This is a genomic window from Corynebacterium ulcerans (assembly GCF_900187135.1).
GTDB classification, from domain to species: domain Bacteria; phylum Actinomycetota; class Actinomycetes; order Mycobacteriales; family Mycobacteriaceae; genus Corynebacterium; species Corynebacterium ulcerans.
Genome location: NZ_LT906443.1, coordinates 908,923 through 924,938, shown reverse-complemented (window position 1 = coordinate 924,938; position 16,016 = coordinate 908,923). Strand labels below are relative to the sequence as shown.

Genomic DNA, 16,016 nt, shown 5'->3' with positions numbered 1-16,016 from the left:
GAACTACCTCCGCATACGCGGAGAAAAGCTATATCCTCACGCACACGATCCAATTTGCGCTGGAACTACCTCCGCATACGCGGAGAAAAGGGGACCGCACTACAGCCCGTCCCTGTGGGCTGGGAACTACCTCCGCATACGCGGAGAAAAGTCGGTGAATCCATCGGTGAGCACTTTCTCCCAGGAACTACCTCCGCATACGCGGAGAAAAGAAATCGACTACATCTTGAGCCTCTGGAACAAAGGAACTACCTCCGCATACGCGGAGAAAAGACTTACTTCCCACCTACTCACCACGGTGGGAAGGAACTACCTCCGCATACGCGGAGAAAAGAACCCACGGTCCTGGTGTTGAGTCGTCGAGCAGGAACTACCTCCGCATACGCGGAGAAAAGTGCTGATATGACACCCGCGCAGCGTTTCGAGTGGAACTACCTCCGCATACGCGGAGAAAAGTCGCAGATTCCCTGATGGGAACGATCCTGAGTGGAACTACCTCCGCATACGCGGAGAAAAGATTACGCCCATGGCTATCCCTTTAACGATGGCGGAACTACCTCCGCATACGCGGAGAAAAGTGGCCACAGCACCTGCACCAAAAAACTGTGACGGAACTACCTCCGCATACGCGGAGAAAAGTGATCGACACTAACGGTAATGATCTTGATGAAGGAACTACCTCCGCATACGCGGAGAAAAGGCGATGTTGATGGGGAACTCATTGAAACTTTGGGAACTACCTCCGCATACGCGGAGAAAAGGGCAACACAACTTCCACAGTGCGGGCCTGGCGGGAACTACCTCCGCATACGCGGAGAAAAGCGCGTGGAATCAGCTGGGTGAGAACGCCGCACAGGAACTACCTCCGCATACGCGGAGAAAAGCAAGAAGGCTGGGCCTGGGTTGATTCCAACGTGGAACTACCTCCGCATACGCGGAGAAAAGACTAACTTACCTGCGCGTTTACTCACCAAAGAAGTCAAAAACAGTCCAAACTGCGTCTGGAATCAGCACATTAACTCCATACAAGCGGTGCGAAAACTAGCCTTCCTTATTAGACCATGACAAAAGTGGGAAAGACTATTGCACACCCCCGCAGGATCCGCAAGAAGGTGTAAAACCACAAGACCGAAGGAAAGGTACTTTGCCCCATAGGATGGGGAGCAAGTGCGCATTCGTTGATGCGGAGCCCGTCATTCCTAAAAAGGGGAGCACTGGGAGGATTTGAAAGGCTTCGTGCGACAATAGATCGGTGATTGAACTGGACCAGCCTCAAGTAACTGTTAGCCTTCGCCCAGAGCTGACCCCGGCTGTTATTACTATTTCAGGCCAGGATCGACAGGGAGTGTCGGCAGCAGCTTTCCGAGTGTTAGCTGCTAATGGCGTGCAGATCCTTGATGTTGAGCAGTCGCAGTTTCGGGGGTTTCTCGGGCTGGCGGTGTTCGCGGGCGTAGAGGCCGCGGGTGTGGAGACTCTGGAGATCGGTCTCAAGGAGACTCTGAAGACGTATGGACAGAGCGTCAAGATTGAGCTGCAAGAAGTCGCTCAGTCTTCACGTCCCCGTTCTACGCATGAGGTGGTTATTCTTGGGGACCCGGTGGAAGCTCATGATTTGTCGCGTATAGCGCAGACTCTGGCAAATTTTGATGCGAATATCGATACGATCCGTGGCATTTCTGATTATCCGGTTACTGGTCTTGAGTTGAAGATTACTGTCGCTAATCGTGAGCTAGGTGCTGCTATGCCTTTACGCAAAGCTCTGGCCGAGCTCACTACAGAGCTGGGCGTGGACATTGCGATTGAGCGTGCAGGGCTTTTGCGACGCTCTAAGCGTCTTATTTGTTTCGATTGTGATTCCACGCTCATCACCGGTGAGGTTATTGAGATGCTGGCAGCGCACGCCGGTAGGGAAAAAGAAGTCGCAGAAGTTACAGAACGCGCGATGCGTGGCGAACTGGATTTTGAAGAGTCACTGCGAGAGCGTGTCAAGGCTTTGGCGGGTCTCGACGCTAGCGTCATCGGTGAGGTCGCTGATTCCATCGAATTGACGCCGGGGGCAAGAACAACCATTCGGACATTGAAGCGATTGGGCTACAAGACTGCTGTAGTATCAGGCGGCTTTATCCAGGTTCTTGAAGGTCTTGCAGAAGACCTTGGGCTGGATTATGTCCGCGCCAACACACTGGAGATCGTGGATGGGAAGCTTACTGGTCGGGTGATTGGGAAGGTCGTCGATAGGGCAGCTAAGGCGGAATTCTTAGAAGAGTTCGCTCGGGAATCAGGCATAGAAATGCATCAGACTGTCGCAGTGGGCGATGGCGCGAATGACATCGACATGATCTCTGCCGCTGGTTTGGGCATTGCTTTTAACGCTAAGCCGGCATTGCGCGAGATCGCCGATACCTCTGTAAACTCCCCATTTTTGGATGAGGTCGTTCACATGCTCGGTATTACAAGGGCTGATATCGACGCCGCAGATGACTCGGACGGAAAGATTCGTAGAGTCCCGCTGCCTCAGCAGAAAAACTAGTATGACGAGCGGTATTCGTCGGCGAGCAAGGAATAGACTGTGAAGTCATTGTGGAGGCCTTGGTAAAGGAACCCGGCTTTCTCTGCAACACGTTGGCTGGCCTTGTTCTGAGGATCTGTGCGTAGTTCAATGCGGTGGACGCCGAGTGAGAATGCATAGTCCACGGCGAGCAGTAACGCTGAGGTCATAAGGCCTTGCCCTCGTGCCCATGGGGCTGTCATGTAGCCCACATCCATGGCATTGTGTTCTCCAACAAGTGGCCGTAATTCAATTTGCCCGCAGAAGCGGTCGCTTGTAAGGGTCGTGATCACCCACCGTAGGTTGTCGTGTTCAGTCGTGATGAATTCTTCTGCGTTAGCAAGGGTGTAACCTGCGGGAATCGTCGTGTATTTCTGAGTCAATGGGTCAACACAGGTGGCGGTGAGATCGTGGGCGTCGGAAAGCACCAAAGGCCGTAGCCTTATCGATTCGTTGCGCAGAGTGGGAATGTGCGCCATGGCAAGCCTTCCTAGTTCAAGTTACTTTGCGACGAGGCGGGCGAGAGCGCCGCGCACTACCTGCGGATCGTTGGTACGCCAGAAAGCCGGCAGCGATTTAATAAAGAACGCCCCGTAGCGCTTGGTCACGATCCTACGGTCAAGGATAGCCACGACACCGCGGTCCGTCACGGACCTGAGTAATCGTCCTGCTCCTTGCGCAATGAGCAGTGCAGCATGGGTCGCCGCGACCTCCATGAAGCCATTTCTGCCTTCTGCGTCGGCTGCGTCTTTACGCGCTTGTAGCAGTGGATCGTCTGGGCGGGGGAAAGGGATTCTGTCGATGATGACCAACGAACACGCCTTGCCCGGAACGTCCACGCCCTGCCAAAGACTGAGTGTGCCAAAAAGGCAGGTGTTTTCTTGTTTGGAGAACTTTTCGACGAGCGCACCGGTGGTGTCGTCCCCCTGGCAGAGGACGTCGAAAGGCAGGCGGGTGCGCATGGCTTCTGTGGCTTGTTGCGCGGCGCGGCGTGACGAGAATAACCCGAGGGTACGGCCTCCGGCAGCCATGATGAGGTCATATATTTCGTCGATGACCTCGGGGCTTAATCCATCGCGCCCAGGATCGGGGAGCGAGTTGGGGGTGTAGAGAATTCCCGACTTAGCTGGGTCGAAGGGGGTTCCTGCGTCAAGGCTGTCCCACGAGCCCTTGGCCAGGCCCCAACTGGCGGCCATCGCGTTAAAATTGCCGCCGATATTGAGCGTGGCAGAGGCTAGTACCACCGTATTCTCGCTAAAAAGACGGGCGTGGAGCAACCCCGCGATGGACAATGGGGCGACTTTGATCATGACGCCGCGGCGGTCGTCGTGAAGCACCCATACGACGTCCTCTTGGCTGGCGGCGTCCTCCTCTTCAAAGACAGAAAGGATGCGGACAACAGAATCGTGCTGGTCACCCAGATGATTTGAGAGAGACATCCGCTCGGCGTGCCGTTCCGGATCGTTTGCGGCTTCTCCTTCTGGTACTCGGGATACATGTTCCCGGAGAGACCAGATGGCATCGCGGAGGGCGATTGTTTGCTGTTTAAGAGACTCGGGAAGGGATGTGAGCCGGCCCGGCTCCACAGCGAGCATCGCGTCTTCCCATTCTTTGGAGATGTCGATGAGCTTTTGGTCTTTGTCTCCCGCGCCTAGTTTCCCGGCTCGGCGTGAAGACATAGTCAGCGCGGTAACACCGATTTCATTGGTGGCTACGGCCGTGATTCTGCCGTCGAGTTCATGGGCCTCGTCGACGATGACCACCTCATGCTCTGGCAACACGTTGACGTCGGATAATGCGTCGATGGCTAAGAGCGCGTGATTGGTGACGATCACGTCTACATCATGGGCTTTTTTGCGGGCTATTTCTGCAAAACAATCTTCCCCGTGTGGGCACCGACTGGCCCCGATACATTCCTGCGCGCTGACGCTGACCTGTCGCCATGCCAAGTCGGGAACACCGGGGTCAAGGCTATCGCGATCGCCGACTTCGGTCTCGTTGGCCCATTCATAAATCCGTGCCACGTGTTTGCCTAGCCAGGAGAGGTCTTCCTCGTCGATCAGAGCATCTTCTGGTTCTTCGGCCGCAGCGATCTTATTCATGCAGACGTAATTCGCGCGGCCCTTCATGATGGCAAAGGTGGGGCGCCTGCTCATGTGTGGTTCGAGGGCGTCGGCAAGCCGGGGAAGATCGCGTTCCACGAGCTGCCTTTGCAACGCGATCGTGGCGGTAGAAACGATGATCGTGGAGTCCGTAGCTTGAGCATGGCGCAGGGCGGGAACTAGATAAGCCAAAGACTTACCAGTGCCTGTTCCTGCTTGAACTGCAAGATGGCGTTCTGATTCGAGTGCTTTGGTCACCGCGTTGGCCATGGACACTTGGCCGTTACGACGGCTGCCGCCGAGGGCAGCTACCGCCGCATCCAGTAACTCATCGGTGGATAAAGCAAGGGGCGAATCTGACATAGGACACAGTGTAGAGGCTGCACCCAACGTTGATTCCCGCGGCCCCTAGGCCTGCGAAAAGACTACTTAAAAACCAATGAACCGAGTCGACAGGACAGGCTCGTCCTTGCTCAAAGCAAGTCCTTCCCACGGCAACGTTATAAGCTGTTCTGCTAGATAAGCGCGGGATTCTTCGAGCGTGGGCAGGTTATCCACGACTATTCCGTTACGCATCAGAGGGATGGTGAGTTCATAAGAATTAAGCTGCCCGATCTGAGGAGTCTCGTGGTCGTAGGGGAATACAATTTCCTCGACTGCTGTTCCAGTGGCGCGGTGGGTACGAACTGCTCGCTTAGTTCCGCCCACCATGGCCTTGCCTCGGGAACGCTTGGCCACGGGGTGTCCGTCGACTTCCACAAGTTTGTAGACCATTCCGGCTGTCGGCGCCCCTGAACCGGTGACCACAGATGTGCCCACGCCGAAGGCATCGACGGGATTACCGCGCAGACCAGCAATAGCGTATTCATCTAGGTCAGAGCTCACGACGATGCCAGTATTATGCGCTCCCAGAGAATCAAGCTCTTGACGCACCTTTCGCGTCATTACACCGAGATCACCAGAGTCGATGCGGACAGCACCTAATTGAGGTCCCGCTATTTCGATGGCGGTTTTAACGCCCTTGGCAATGTCATAGGTATCCACTAAAAGGGTGGTTCCTACTCCGAGGACATTGATCTGGGATTGGAAAGCTGCTGGCTCGTTGGGTGTTCCATCATCGTTGACGTGCAGTAGCGTCCACGCGTGTGCTGCGGTGCCGGAGCCAGGGATCCCGTAACGGTAGACCGCCTCAAGATTAGAGGTACCTACAAAACCTGCGAGATATGCAGCACGTGCAGCTGTAACCGCTGCGTATTCGTGTGTACGGCGGGAACCCATTTCAAAAATAGGACGACCATCTGCTGCCGTGACCATGCGAGCCGCCGCTGAAGCTACTGCCGAGTCTGCATTCATAATGGAAAGAATGAGCGTCTCAAGGATGACGCACTCGGCGAATGTTCCGCGAATGGTGAGGATGGGGGAGCTGGGGAAGTAGAGCTCACCTTCCCGGTAGCCATCGATTTGTCCTTTGAACTCGTATGAACGCAAAAAATCAATGGTGGTAGCGTCCAAGAACGTCAGACTAGCGAGTTGCTTTTCGGTGAAGCGATAGCGCTTAATCGCTTCGAGCACTCGGGCTGTTCCTGCGACAACACCATAGCGGCGTTCGTTGGGAAGCCGCCTGGAGAAAACCTCGAATGTACAGTTGCGGTATGCAGTGCCGTCGGCAAGCGCTGATTGCAACATTGTTAACTCGTACATATCGGTGAGCAATGCTGTCGATTCGAATTCAGTCACGCACACAAGCTTAGCCTTGAAAACGATGAGAGCTGAAGCACAAGTCATAAAACGCTTTTCCGTATATTTGTGCGGCAGCTCACTGTGGGGCTGTCGTGTTCAGATCTTCATCGGGCTCTCAAAAGAAAAGCTCCATGCGGAACAACTAAGGAATTGGGCTAGGCTGTGTTGTATGCAAGTCAACCAAGAAGATGTGACTCATTCCCTTAACGAGCTACCTTCTGTCGTTTTAGCACCCACTATGGATGTTGTGGTGTCTTCTCCGATGGCTACCCCAGAGCTTGACGAGGATTTATCAGTGGACGTGGCCTCCAGCGAAAATCTGCCTTGGATGTGCATCGTGTGGGACGACCCGGTCAATCTCATGAGCTACGTAACGTATGTATTCCAAACGATCCTCGGATATAGCAAGCGCCGCGCTATCGAGTTGATGATGCAGGTTCATACAGAAGGCAAAGCCGTGGTGTCCTCCGGGGAGCGCGACAAAGTTGAAGGCGATGTGAAAAAGCTCCACACCGCTGGCCTGTGGGCCACGATGCAACAGGGCGGTTAGTCCCTGGGGGTTTGTGCACCCCTTGCTCCCCACGTGCGTCCCGTAGCGCTTATAGGCGAAAAGCCGAGCGCTCCTTTGATCGAAAGGCATAATCACTATGCAGCCATGGAAGAAAAAGAAAGGCCTCATGCGCGGGGCCCACTTTGTATGTGTGCTTGAGCCAATGGAACGAGAGGTTCTTGGAAACCTTGCCTCCACCGTGAGTGAGGCCCTCATCCACCGTGCGCAAACCGCACCCAAAGACGAGTTGGCAGAGCTCACCGGTATGCCTAGTGGGCATAAAGAAGCCCCCACCGATCCCGCATTGGCCCGGCTACTTCCAGATTTTGAAAAGGAAGGCGACGAGGAATTCGAAGGAGATAATTCTTTGTTGCGTTGTCTGCACGAGACAGACATTACGCGTGCGAAGGTTGAGCATTTGCAGGTGCTCGGTCAGGCTCTTGGCCCCGATGGCGGTGTTCACGTGGATATCACGGAACCAGAGGCGCATGCATGGGTTGCTGCGCTTAACGATATCCGCCTCTACGTGGCATCTGGAGAGGTCTTTGGAGAAGAAGCTGAACAAGACCGAGATAACCTGGTCGAATGGCTGGCTTATAACCAAGAGTCACTACTGAACGCGATGATGGGGTAATCAAGGCGCTTGATTCTAGAAGCGGGGACACCCGATTACTGTCAGTATGCTGGGCGTTTTCCCAGCATTTTACTAGCAGCAGGGGATGGAGCTGCGAGATTTCTTTACTAGGCTGTGCTTCATTATGACGAACCGATTTAACCCCTACGCTCAATCAGATAGAAATACTTACGGCGGTGTATCAACTAGCGGTGGGTATCTTCCTCATGAGTATGGCGCGCAGTATCTTCCAACGCCGGGTTATTCTGCGGATAGGGTGACACAGCGAGGCGTGGATACTAGTTCGTGGCGATCCATGGGGCGCAAACGCTTAGTCGACGCTACCGTACTGGCCTTGGGGTATGTGGTTATCATCTGGGCAGTTCATATTGTGAACACCGTATTTTTTGGTGGCACCCTCGCTCAAGGACTTGGCGTGCACCCACTAGACGGTGCCTCAATCTGGCATATCTTTACGTCGCCGCTCGTGCACGGAAACTATATGCACCTCTCAGCTAATACCCTCCCCGGGTTAATCTTTGTGTTCCTCATTGGCCTATCTGGTCGTCGGGCATTCTGGGAAGTCACAATGATCGCTGCGGTTGTCGGCGGCATGGGAACCTGGATCTTTGGCGGAATCGGAACCACTCATATCGGCGCCTCCGGTCTCATTTACGGCTGGCTTGCTTATCTAGTGGTTCGAGGAATCTTCAATAGAAGCTTCTCGCAGGTACTGCTCGGTATGGTTTTGGCGTTTATCTACGGTGGTTTGATTTGGGGAGTTTTGCCGGGCGACGTTGGAGTCTCATGGCAGGCGCACCTATTCGGAGCTATTGGCGGACTCATCGCAGGTGCGACCATCACTTCCGATGACCCGCCAGCGTTGAAAGCGCGCCGGGAACAGCGAGCTCTTGAGCGCTCTTGATGTTGCTGGCCCGCGAAAGTGGTGGACGGCAGTGCTCGTTATACACTTCCGGCTGACCGGATTAGCATGGACTACGTGATACAAGACCACAAGTCGGATTCCTTGAAAACAGAAGTGCCAGGCGTGGAGCCATCGATTGTGTACGAAGGTACGATTGATGCCTCCTCGCCGATCGGCATTTTTGATTCCGGTGTGGGGGGATTGACCGTAGCTCGGGCAATTATGGAGCAGCTTCCCCAAGAGTCAGTGATATATATCGGGGATACTGCTCATAGCCCGTATGGACCAAAACCGATCGCCCAAGTCCGAGAGCTTTCCATGCGGATCGGCGATGAGCTGGTGGCTCGCGGCTGCAAGATGATTGTGATCGCTTGTAATACAGCAACGTCAGCCGCGTTACGTGATCTGCGTGAACGGTATAGCATCCCGGTGGTCGGGGTGATTCTTCCTGCTGTACGACGCGCTGTTGCCACCACCCGCAATGGCAAAATTGGTGTTTTGGGCACCCAGGGAACAATTGCCTCGGGGGCATATCAAGAGCTATTTGCTGCAAGTCCCGGTGTAGATGTCTATGCGCAAGCCTGCCCGAGTTTTGTGAGTTTTGTGGAACGCGGCATCACATCGGGGCGACAAATCTTGGGAGTAGCCCAAGGCTATACGGAGGGGTTGCAAGCCGCGGGGGTAGACACTCTGGTTCTTGGGTGTACTCATTACCCATTGCTGACAGGCGTGATTCAGCTCGCCGTGGGGGATAACGTTACCCTTATTTCTTCCTCGGAAGAATGCGTAAAAGACGTGCTCAAGACACTGAGCCGCAACGATATGCTTGCCGACGCCGCCACAGATAAGCAACCTATTCGCTCTTTCGAGTCCACAGGAGACCCTGCCTTATTTGAGCAGCTCGCCATGCGTTTTCTGGGGCCGCATGTGACGCACGTCGAAAAGCTACGGGAGGTGTAAAGTTCATCCACTTAGTGGATATGGCCCCTTTTCCGCTCGCTCTTGGCACGTAATCGTGGCACAGTAAAAAATATGAAGCTGACCATCCTTGGAAGTTCCGGAAGCCTGGGCGCCCCCGACAACGCTGCCTCCGGGTACCTCATTCAGATGGATAACGCCCCCAGCATCCTCATGGACATGGGGCCAGGTGTCCTAGCACAGCTCGAACGCGTCCAGAATCCCTCCGATGCACATGTCGTGTTTTCGCACCTACATGCTGACCATTGCGTCGACTTTCCTTCCCTCTTGGTGTGGCGTCGCTATCATCCGACGGCGGCAGCGAAGGGGCGTAATCTGTGTTTTGGTCCCACAGACACCCCCATCCGAATGGGGCGCTTAAGTGCCGATTCCGTGGATAACATCGACGATATGTCAGATACCTTTGCGTTTACGCCGTGGGAAAACGCACAGGAGGAGCTGGTCGGTGCTGTTTCTATCACGCCATATTCGGTTATACATCCGATTGAAACGTTTGCCCTGCGCGTAGAGCATAAACGCTCGGGGAAAATCATTGCGTATTCCGGCGACAGTTCCTATACAGAGAACCTGATTGAGTGCGCACGCAATGCTGATGTTTTTCTGTGCGAGGCTACGTGGGGAGAGACCAGCGAGGGTAAGGCCCCCAACATGCATATGAGCGGAGCGGAGGCCGGCCGTATCGCGCGCCTTGCCGGAGTAAAGCGGCTCGTACTCGTGCATATACCGCCGTGGGGGAATGCCGAGGCAGCTCTTGAGAAGGCACGATCTGAATACGACGGTCCCATCGATATCTCCTACCAAGGCATGGAAATCAACATCTAGTCTCTTGGGCAGAGAACAGCTGCAGTAGTGTGGTGGGCATGACTACTTCGAACTTTAAGCGCGCCGATGGCCGCGCAGTTGACCAAATGCGTACCGTGAAAATCACCCGTGGCTTTACCACTAATCCTGCGGGAAGCGTCTTGGTCGAGTTCGGTAACACCCGAGTTATGTGTACTGCCTCTGCAGAAATTGGGGTGCCACGCTTTAAACGCGATTCCGGCGAAGGTTGGCTCACCGCCGAGTACGCCATGCTCCCGGCGGCAACGTTGGATCGTAACCCGCGCGAGTCGATGCGCGGAAAGGTGAAAGGGCGCACCCATGAGATCTCTCGTCTGATCGGGCGTTCGCTGCGTGCCGCTGTGGACCTCTTCGAGCTGGGGGAGAACACCATCAACATCGACTGCGATGTTCTGCAAGCTGACGGCGGGACTCGCACCGCATCGATCACGGGTGCGTATGTGGCGCTTGCCGACGCCATCACTCATCTGCAAAAGCAAGGTGTCGTTCCAGGCAACCCGCTGAAGGATCCTGTGGCTGCTGTCTCTGTTGGCGTTATCGACGGAACCGTGTGCCTTGACCTGCCTTATGAAGAGGACTCCCGTGCCGACGTAGACATGAACGTGATCATGCAAAGTGGCCGCTTTGTGGAGATTCAAGGAACCGGCGAGCACAATACTTTTGACCGCGATGAACTCACACGCATTCTCGACTTTGCAGAGAAAGGCTGCGCGGAGTTGGTAGAGGTGCAAAAAGCAGTTTTGGGGATTGCATGAGAATTCTCGTCGCATCTAATAACGCCAAAAAGCTCACAGAATTAGAAGTTATTCTGGAGGCAGCTGGTATCTCAGGAGCGGAGATTGTTCCGCTCAATGCTGTGGAACCCTACGCAGAGCCTAAAGAAGACGGCCGGCATTTTGCCGATAACGCCTTGATCAAGGCACGCGCTGGGGCGAAACACACCGGCCTTATCACTATCGCGGATGATTCCGGTCTGACGGTGGACGAGCTCAACGGGATGCCCGGTGTTCTTTCTGCCAGGTGGTCTGGTGGGCACGGTGACGACGCAGCCAACAACAACCTCCTCCTGAATCAGATGGGGGACGTGCCAGAGGGGCGTCGACAAGCAGCATTCGTGTCCGTGTGCGCTTTGGTGACCCCCGATGGGGAAGAACACGTTGTTGAGGGGCGCTGGGAAGGGCGACTGCTGACCGCACCCCAGGGCGACAACGGCTTTGGCTACGACCCGCTATTTGTACCAGCGGAAGAAGACGCCGCAGGCACATGCCGCAGCTCGGCTGAGCTCTCGGCGGAGGAAAAGAACGCACTTTCTCATCGCGGGAAGGCGCTTACCCAATTGGTTCCTGTGATCGCGCGGATCATCCAGGACGCGTAGAAAACACCAAAGCTCGGCACTAGGTTTGTACGTCTAGTGCCGAGCTTTATGCGTGGGCGTGTAGCGCTGCTTAGGACTCGTTGAGCTGGAAAGTCTTCTCCACATCTTTGCGGCGCCAGGACTCGACAAAGAAGGAAAGGAAAGGCACCACGCCACCGAGGGCCGTGATCAGCCACTTGGTCGGCTCCCAACGAGCCTTGGTTCCCAAGTTCAAGGAAGCCACCAGATACACAATGTAGAGCAAACCGTGAACCTGGGCGATGTACTTGCCCCACTCAGGGATTTCCATTCCTAGTCCGTACTGACAAATCATCCGCACGACGAGGACCAGCAGCATAACGCCGGTTGCCCACGCAGAAATAGAGAAATAACGAAGGGCCTGGCGCACACGACGCTTACGCTCCGGGTGAATCGGGGTAGAGGTAGTCATACTGCTTTACAATCTCCTAGTTTTGATACTCGGTTAACAAGCCTACAGACAAACATCCATGACAGCGATCAGAGCATTAACGACGACGTTTTTGCTGGTTAAGCTGGTTGAACTCTTCTATGCTCAAGGTCTTGCGCTGGGGCAGGAACGACTCATCGATCTCAGTGGAACTCTTTTCCTCCTGGGACACTGCAGTAAAAGGAAGCTTTTCTTGTGTGTGCTCTTCGGCTTCTGTCGCGTTGCCATATAGCTCGGCATCGCTGGCATAGCGCTGATTCTCATACTCCATGAGCTTGCGATACGCATAGATGAAGAATCCACCGAAAAACGGCCACTGCAGCGCGTAGCCCAAATTCTGGAATGAACCACTTCCAGACCTAAAGCGCGTCCACTGCCACCACGCGAGCGAGAGAGTTGCTGCGACAAAAACCACCAGAAAAACAATGTGCCATAACCGGACTCGGAAACGCCGTGGCTCAGTGGCCGTGGGCAGATCTGGGGACGTCTGGTCGGAGTTATTCACAGTGTCTTAGGATACCCGCTAACGTGGGAAAACCAACTTCTTCTTCAGCGCAAGAACCTGGCGTTTTTCAAAATCGTCCAATGACCCGTATAATCATCACACGTTGCGCAGTGAACCTGCGCTAAGCGCCCGTGGCGGAATTGGCAGACGCGCTGGATTTAGGTTCCAGTGTCTTAGGACGTGAGAGTTCAAGTCTCTCCGGGCGCACAGTATGAAAAGACCGTCTAACTGAGTTAGGCGGTCTTTTTCTTTTGTCTGGCATAGCTTTCCGCTAACTCTCCGTGATGATTTCACGACATCCGAAAACTTTGTTCATCGCGGTATTGCGGTATTGATGTGAGCAGTATGGTTGCAAGCGCTCTGGAAAGCCGATCACACCGTGATGAGGTAACCACGATAGAGCGGCATTATGGATCCCTCTTCAATAGCAGAAGTCCTGTCTGGTTTCTCCGGATAAAGAAGACCAAACAGGACTAGTGCTCAACACGTTAATTCTGAAGAACAGGCTGAGCTGTTTCGTGGATGTTTTCAACCGCCGCACTAGATTCACGATTACTAGGTTCACGATTATCTGAGCGCTTGGGTGCGAAACTCCACCATGTCACCATGCGCCAGAGGCGCTCTAAGGGGCCTTGCCCAAGGGTGCGATCCCACACCCAGCTCAGCACCATCTGGAAGACAAGCATCCCGGCGGTAAAGAAGAATGCGATGTCCCAAGCTTTTGGAGAATCGGGCAGACTAATCACTGTGTTAGCAGCCAGCATGATGAGCGTCGCACCGATGTAGTTGGTGAGTGCGAGGCGTCCCATAGGCGCAAAAGCTGTTTGTAGGAACGATCGAGCTGGCGTGTGCAACAGAAGAATCGCCAGGCAGATCCATATGGCGGCGATAGCGAGCCCTGCGATCGCAGATTCAGTGCTAAAACCAGCGTTGATCTTGTTCTGCCACTGCATCCAGCCGGTGATGAGAGCAATAGGGGTAAAAATAATCAGCGCGTAGGCAGGAATACGGGGTTTTTCGGCTAGTACAGCAGGAATGCCATATTGAGCGAGGCCGCTACCTAGGAGGAATAAACCGGGAATGAGCAGTGGCCCGCCAAATGGGGAGGCAAGGACTGTCGCTATGACGCCGAAGGCTAACACCCAGGCTCGGGGCATATATGTGGAAGGGAGAAGGATAAATAGCGCGGCTGCGGCGTAAAACAGGAGTGCCTCTCCAGGATGGACAAACTGATGGAGCGCGCCCAAGGCACCGATGAAGAGAAAGCGGCGCAGCAACGGGACGCGTCCGTAGTTTTTTGACCACATCAAGCCGAATCCGATACCAAAAAGCAAAGAAAAGATCGGAAAGAAGCGCTGTTGTACTAGTAGCTGCATAAAGTCATAGGAGAGGCTTCGCGGCGCGGACACCTTCCATACCGTGCCAATGTTGGCGAAGGCAATTCCACATAATGCGATTCCTCGAACAACGTCGAGCCATTCAATACGATTTTTCACACGTTCTATTTTTGCTCGTAGATCGTGCGTTGCCATCGGTCTAGGAGATGAAAAACCCTGAGCGCGTGTCGGCCGAAAGTACTACGTAGACATTTCTCCTGAACGCCACAATGCTGCCGCAATCTCCACTCTGTTTCGCACGAGTAGACGTTCTTGAATCCGTGCGACATGGGTTTTTACTGTGGAAAGTGAGATAAAGAGGTCCGCGGCGATTTCTTGATTTGTGCGTCCATGCGCAATGAGCCGTGCGACTTCAAGCTCTCGACTGGTCAGCGGGAGTTCGGAGGGGGCGTCGTTAAGCTTGGATCGGCGCGCAAGTAAGAGCGACAGCACTTCGGGGGAAATGAGGACATCGCCGCGATATGCAGAGCGAACAGCCTCTACAAGTAATTCCGGCCCGGAGTCTTTGAGCAGATAACCGCGTGCGCCATAGTCCAAGGCGGTGTCCACGTAGGTGTCATCGTTAAACGTGGTGACCATCACCGTAGATACGTGAGACGCGATCTGCTTGGCGACGTCTAAGCCGTTCATCCTCGGCATGCGGATATCCAACAGGGCTACATCCGGGCGCAGTCTGGTGATAGCGTCAAGCGCCTCCGCGCCATCAGATGCTTCGTAGAGAATCTCCATGTCGGGCTGTGACCCGAGAATCATATGAAAGCCGGTGCGCACCATGGCTTGATCGTCGGCAAGCACGATACGAATCATGGGATTACTGCCTCTACTTTCCAACCAGTTCCATGCGGGCACGCATGAAAAGTTCCTCCAAGTGCACGTATGCGTTTTCCTAGGCTATACAGTCCGCTGCCGGAACCGCTGTCTAAGCCGGGTGCGGGGGTTCCACCCGAATCTTCAACGACAACTTTTAGTCCTTGCGCAATGTCTTCCAATGTTACCGATACCGCTGCGCCGTGGGCGTGCCTGAGCACGTTGGTGAGTGATTCGGATACCACGCGCTCTGCGGTGATGAGTGCTTTGGTGGGCGCCTGGGTGCGGGCAGTGAACGTAGCCTCTCCGGAGAAGTCGTCGACTAGCCGTTCGATGTCTGCGATTGTGGCGCTTACTGGTGCAGTGCGCGCTTGAGATACGGTGTCTCGGATTGCTTCCAAGGCACGTTTTCCAGAAGACTCGATCTGCTCCAGAAGTTGGCTTGAAGCGGAATCGGCCTGTGTTCGTCCCGCCTGAGCCAGGACGACGATACCTGCGATTTCGTGAGCCACGATGTCATGGAGATCGTCCGCAATATCGCTTTTTACTTGTGCTCGAATTGCGCTTTCATGATCTTTCAAACGCGCGCGTTCTGAGTGCACAATAGTACCGATTGCAAAGCTCACTATGGTCGCGATGATAACGAGCAGCCATACGATAACCATGCCTATATCGGAGACGACAAGCTGAAGCGGAATGAGCATCGCGGTGAGAGCCGCAACGATAGACATCCAGCGAGGAGAACTCGGCGACGTATTGGCCGCAAGTACGCCAGCCAAAATGACCAATGCCCAGTTGGCGGCGCTTGTCCAGTAGCTTCCTAGCGCATAACCGATGGCGACTGCACAGAGGTTTCCCCACAGGGCTAGATGCCAGCGATGATTCTTAATACCAAGGGTTGCGCATACTCCAGCAGCTAACGCGGGGAGGGCAAGCACAAGGTTTTCTGTCATCGCGAGTTCAACTAGTGCCGCCAAAGCTAAGGGGAGCAGCAATAAGGCAAGCTGAAATTCCGTGAGATGACGTCGGAGGAAAGTCACGTGATCGATGATAACCGTATCCGCACATGAGAAGGAGAAGGATGCGGTGTCGCACCGGGGTGCGCAAAGCCTTTTTCTGGACAACGTCCTTAGCTGATAAAAGCAGATAGGAGGTGGTGTTATGCGATTCTAGTGAGCGATGGTGAAT

General features: G+C 54.5%; 16 protein-coding genes, 1 tRNA gene and 1 CRISPR repeat array (1 of these 18 running past the window's edge). Of the genes, 9 read left to right on the top strand and 8 right to left on the bottom strand.

Annotated features, from left to right (window positions below; genetic code table 11):
- Nucleotides 1–945: a CRISPR direct-repeat array (repeat unit 29 nt; unit sequence GGAACTACCTCCGCATACGCGGAGAAAAG) (it extends 123 nt beyond the left edge of the window).
- Between the two features lie 307 nt (nucleotides 946–1,252).
- Entirely contained in the window at nucleotides 1,253–2,530 is a 1,278-nt protein-coding gene (serB, locus tag CKV68_RS04155; RefSeq protein ID WP_013912189.1) for a phosphoserine phosphatase SerB, read from the top strand.
- On the opposite strand, the gene CKV68_RS04150 is transcribed toward serB, so the two are convergent.
- The 3 genes from CKV68_RS04150 to CKV68_RS04140 form a co-directional block, all read right to left on the bottom strand.
- Nucleotides 2,527–3,027 carry a GNAT family N-acetyltransferase gene (locus CKV68_RS04150; RefSeq protein ID WP_014836720.1) on the bottom strand — a complete coding sequence of 167 codons (501 nt, stop codon included), beginning with the start codon at nucleotides 3,025–3,027 and terminating at the stop codon, nucleotides 2,527–2,529. The genes serB and CKV68_RS04150 overlap by 4 nt on opposite strands.
- A 21-nt stretch (nucleotides 3,028–3,048) precedes the next feature.
- A complete protein-coding gene (locus CKV68_RS04145; protein WP_095075649.1) occupies nucleotides 3,049–5,013 on the bottom strand; it encodes an ATP-dependent DNA helicase in 1,965 nt (654 codons plus the stop codon).
- A 66-nt stretch (nucleotides 5,014–5,079) separates the two neighbouring features.
- A complete protein-coding gene (locus CKV68_RS04140) occupies nucleotides 5,080–6,435 on the bottom strand; it encodes a nicotinate phosphoribosyltransferase (RefSeq protein WP_014526162.1) in 1,356 nt (451 codons plus the stop codon).
- A 124-nt stretch (nucleotides 6,436–6,559) separates the two neighbouring features.
- Here CKV68_RS04140 and clpS point away from each other — a divergent pair, with 124 nt between their 5' ends.
- The 7 genes from clpS (at nucleotide 6,560) to rdgB (ending at nucleotide 11,671) form a co-directional block, all read left to right on the top strand.
- Nucleotides 6,560–6,940 (top strand): ATP-dependent Clp protease adapter ClpS, encoded by a 381-nt coding sequence (clpS, locus tag CKV68_RS04135; RefSeq protein ID WP_013912185.1) that lies wholly within the window; start codon nucleotides 6,560–6,562, stop codon nucleotides 6,938–6,940.
- 97 nt (nucleotides 6,941–7,037) lie between these two features.
- Complete coding sequence (locus CKV68_RS04130; RefSeq protein WP_095075648.1) at nucleotides 7,038–7,574, top strand: DUF2017 domain-containing protein; 537 nt, start codon at nucleotides 7,038–7,040, stop codon at nucleotides 7,572–7,574.
- A gap of 85 nt (nucleotides 7,575–7,659) precedes the next feature.
- A complete protein-coding gene (locus CKV68_RS04125; protein ID WP_095075647.1) occupies nucleotides 7,660–8,478 on the top strand; it encodes a rhomboid family intramembrane serine protease in 819 nt (272 codons plus the stop codon).
- Between the two features lie 138 nt (nucleotides 8,479–8,616).
- Nucleotides 8,617–9,438, top strand: coding sequence for a glutamate racemase (gene murI / locus CKV68_RS04120; RefSeq protein ID WP_013912182.1), 822 nt, complete (start codon nucleotides 8,617–8,619; stop codon nucleotides 9,436–9,438).
- Between the two features lie 72 nt (nucleotides 9,439–9,510).
- Nucleotides 9,511–10,278 (top strand): MBL fold metallo-hydrolase, encoded by a 768-nt coding sequence (locus tag CKV68_RS04115; RefSeq protein ID WP_013912181.1) that lies wholly within the window; start codon nucleotides 9,511–9,513, stop codon nucleotides 10,276–10,278.
- Between the two features lie 38 nt (nucleotides 10,279–10,316).
- Entirely contained in the window at nucleotides 10,317–11,051 is a 735-nt protein-coding gene (gene rph / locus CKV68_RS04110) for a ribonuclease PH (RefSeq protein WP_095075646.1), read from the top strand.
- A complete protein-coding gene (gene rdgB, locus CKV68_RS04105) occupies nucleotides 11,048–11,671 on the top strand; it encodes an RdgB/HAM1 family non-canonical purine NTP pyrophosphatase (RefSeq protein ID WP_095075645.1) in 624 nt (207 codons plus the stop codon). Before rph ends, rdgB begins: the two co-directional genes overlap by 4 nt.
- Before the next feature lie 70 nt (nucleotides 11,672–11,741).
- On the opposite strand, the gene CKV68_RS04100 is transcribed toward rdgB, so the two are convergent.
- Nucleotides 11,742–12,101 carry a DUF3817 domain-containing protein gene (locus tag CKV68_RS04100; RefSeq protein ID WP_014526157.1) on the bottom strand — a complete coding sequence of 120 codons (360 nt, stop codon included), beginning with the start codon at nucleotides 12,099–12,101 and terminating at the stop codon, nucleotides 11,742–11,744.
- 76 nt (nucleotides 12,102–12,177) lie between these two features.
- Nucleotides 12,178–12,624, bottom strand: a complete 447-nt coding sequence (locus CKV68_RS04095; RefSeq protein WP_095075644.1) for a hypothetical protein — start codon at nucleotides 12,622–12,624, stop codon at nucleotides 12,178–12,180.
- 125 nt (nucleotides 12,625–12,749) lie between these two features.
- Between CKV68_RS04095 and CKV68_RS04090 the strand changes: the two genes are divergently transcribed.
- A tRNA-Leu gene (locus CKV68_RS04090) sits at nucleotides 12,750–12,831 on the top strand.
- A 281-nt stretch (nucleotides 12,832–13,112) separates the two neighbouring features.
- On the opposite strand, the gene CKV68_RS04085 is transcribed toward CKV68_RS04090, so the two are convergent.
- Genes CKV68_RS04085 through CKV68_RS04075 form a run of 3 tightly spaced genes read right to left on the bottom strand, consistent with a single transcriptional unit; the run spans nucleotide 13,113 to nucleotide 15,952 of the window.
- Nucleotides 13,113–14,156 carry a DUF418 domain-containing protein gene (locus tag CKV68_RS04085; RefSeq protein WP_095075643.1) on the bottom strand — a complete coding sequence of 348 codons (1,044 nt, stop codon included), beginning with the start codon at nucleotides 14,154–14,156 and terminating at the stop codon, nucleotides 13,113–13,115.
- Nucleotides 14,157–14,201: 45 nt separating this feature from the next.
- Nucleotides 14,202–14,828, bottom strand: coding sequence for a response regulator (locus CKV68_RS04080; protein WP_013912172.1), 627 nt, complete (start codon nucleotides 14,826–14,828; stop codon nucleotides 14,202–14,204).
- Nucleotides 14,825–15,952 carry a sensor histidine kinase gene (locus tag CKV68_RS04075; protein ID WP_172457167.1) on the bottom strand — a complete coding sequence of 376 codons (1,128 nt, stop codon included), beginning with the start codon at nucleotides 15,950–15,952 and terminating at the stop codon, nucleotides 14,825–14,827. Before CKV68_RS04075 ends, CKV68_RS04080 begins: the two co-directional genes overlap by 4 nt.
- Nucleotides 15,953–16,016 lie beyond the last annotated feature (64 nt).

What these genes read in the sequence shown, in the direction of transcription:
- CKV68_RS04125 (WP_095075647.1), top strand. Translation starts at nt 7,660, where the DNA reads ATGGAGCTGCGAGATTTCTTTACTAGGCTGTGCTTCATTATGACGAAC.
- CKV68_RS04145 (WP_095075649.1), bottom strand. Translation starts at nt 5,013, where the DNA reads ATGTCAGATTCGCCCCTTGCTTTATCCACCGATGAGTTACTGGATGCG.
- CKV68_RS04140 (WP_014526162.1), bottom strand. Translation starts at nt 6,435, where the DNA reads ATGACTTGTGCTTCAGCTCTCATCGTTTTCAAGGCTAAGCTTGTGTGC.
- CKV68_RS04115 (WP_013912181.1), top strand. Translation starts at nt 9,511, where the DNA reads ATGAAGCTGACCATCCTTGGAAGTTCCGGAAGCCTGGGCGCCCCCGAC.
- clpS (WP_013912185.1), top strand. Translation starts at nt 6,560, where the DNA reads ATGCAAGTCAACCAAGAAGATGTGACTCATTCCCTTAACGAGCTACCT.
- CKV68_RS04085 (WP_095075643.1), bottom strand. Translation starts at nt 14,156, where the DNA reads ATGGCAACGCACGATCTACGAGCAAAAATAGAACGTGTGAAAAATCGT.
- CKV68_RS04130 (WP_095075648.1), top strand. Translation starts at nt 7,038, where the DNA reads ATGCAGCCATGGAAGAAAAAGAAAGGCCTCATGCGCGGGGCCCACTTT.
- CKV68_RS04150 (WP_014836720.1), bottom strand. Translation starts at nt 3,027, where the DNA reads ATGGCGCACATTCCCACTCTGCGCAACGAATCGATAAGGCTACGGCCT.
- rdgB (WP_095075645.1), top strand. Translation starts at nt 11,048, where the DNA reads ATGAGAATTCTCGTCGCATCTAATAACGCCAAAAAGCTCACAGAATTA.
- rph (WP_095075646.1), top strand. Translation starts at nt 10,317, where the DNA reads ATGACTACTTCGAACTTTAAGCGCGCCGATGGCCGCGCAGTTGACCAA.
- CKV68_RS04100 (WP_014526157.1), bottom strand. Translation starts at nt 12,101, where the DNA reads ATGACTACCTCTACCCCGATTCACCCGGAGCGTAAGCGTCGTGTGCGC.
- CKV68_RS04080 (WP_013912172.1), bottom strand. Translation starts at nt 14,828, where the DNA reads ATGATTCGTATCGTGCTTGCCGACGATCAAGCCATGGTGCGCACCGGC.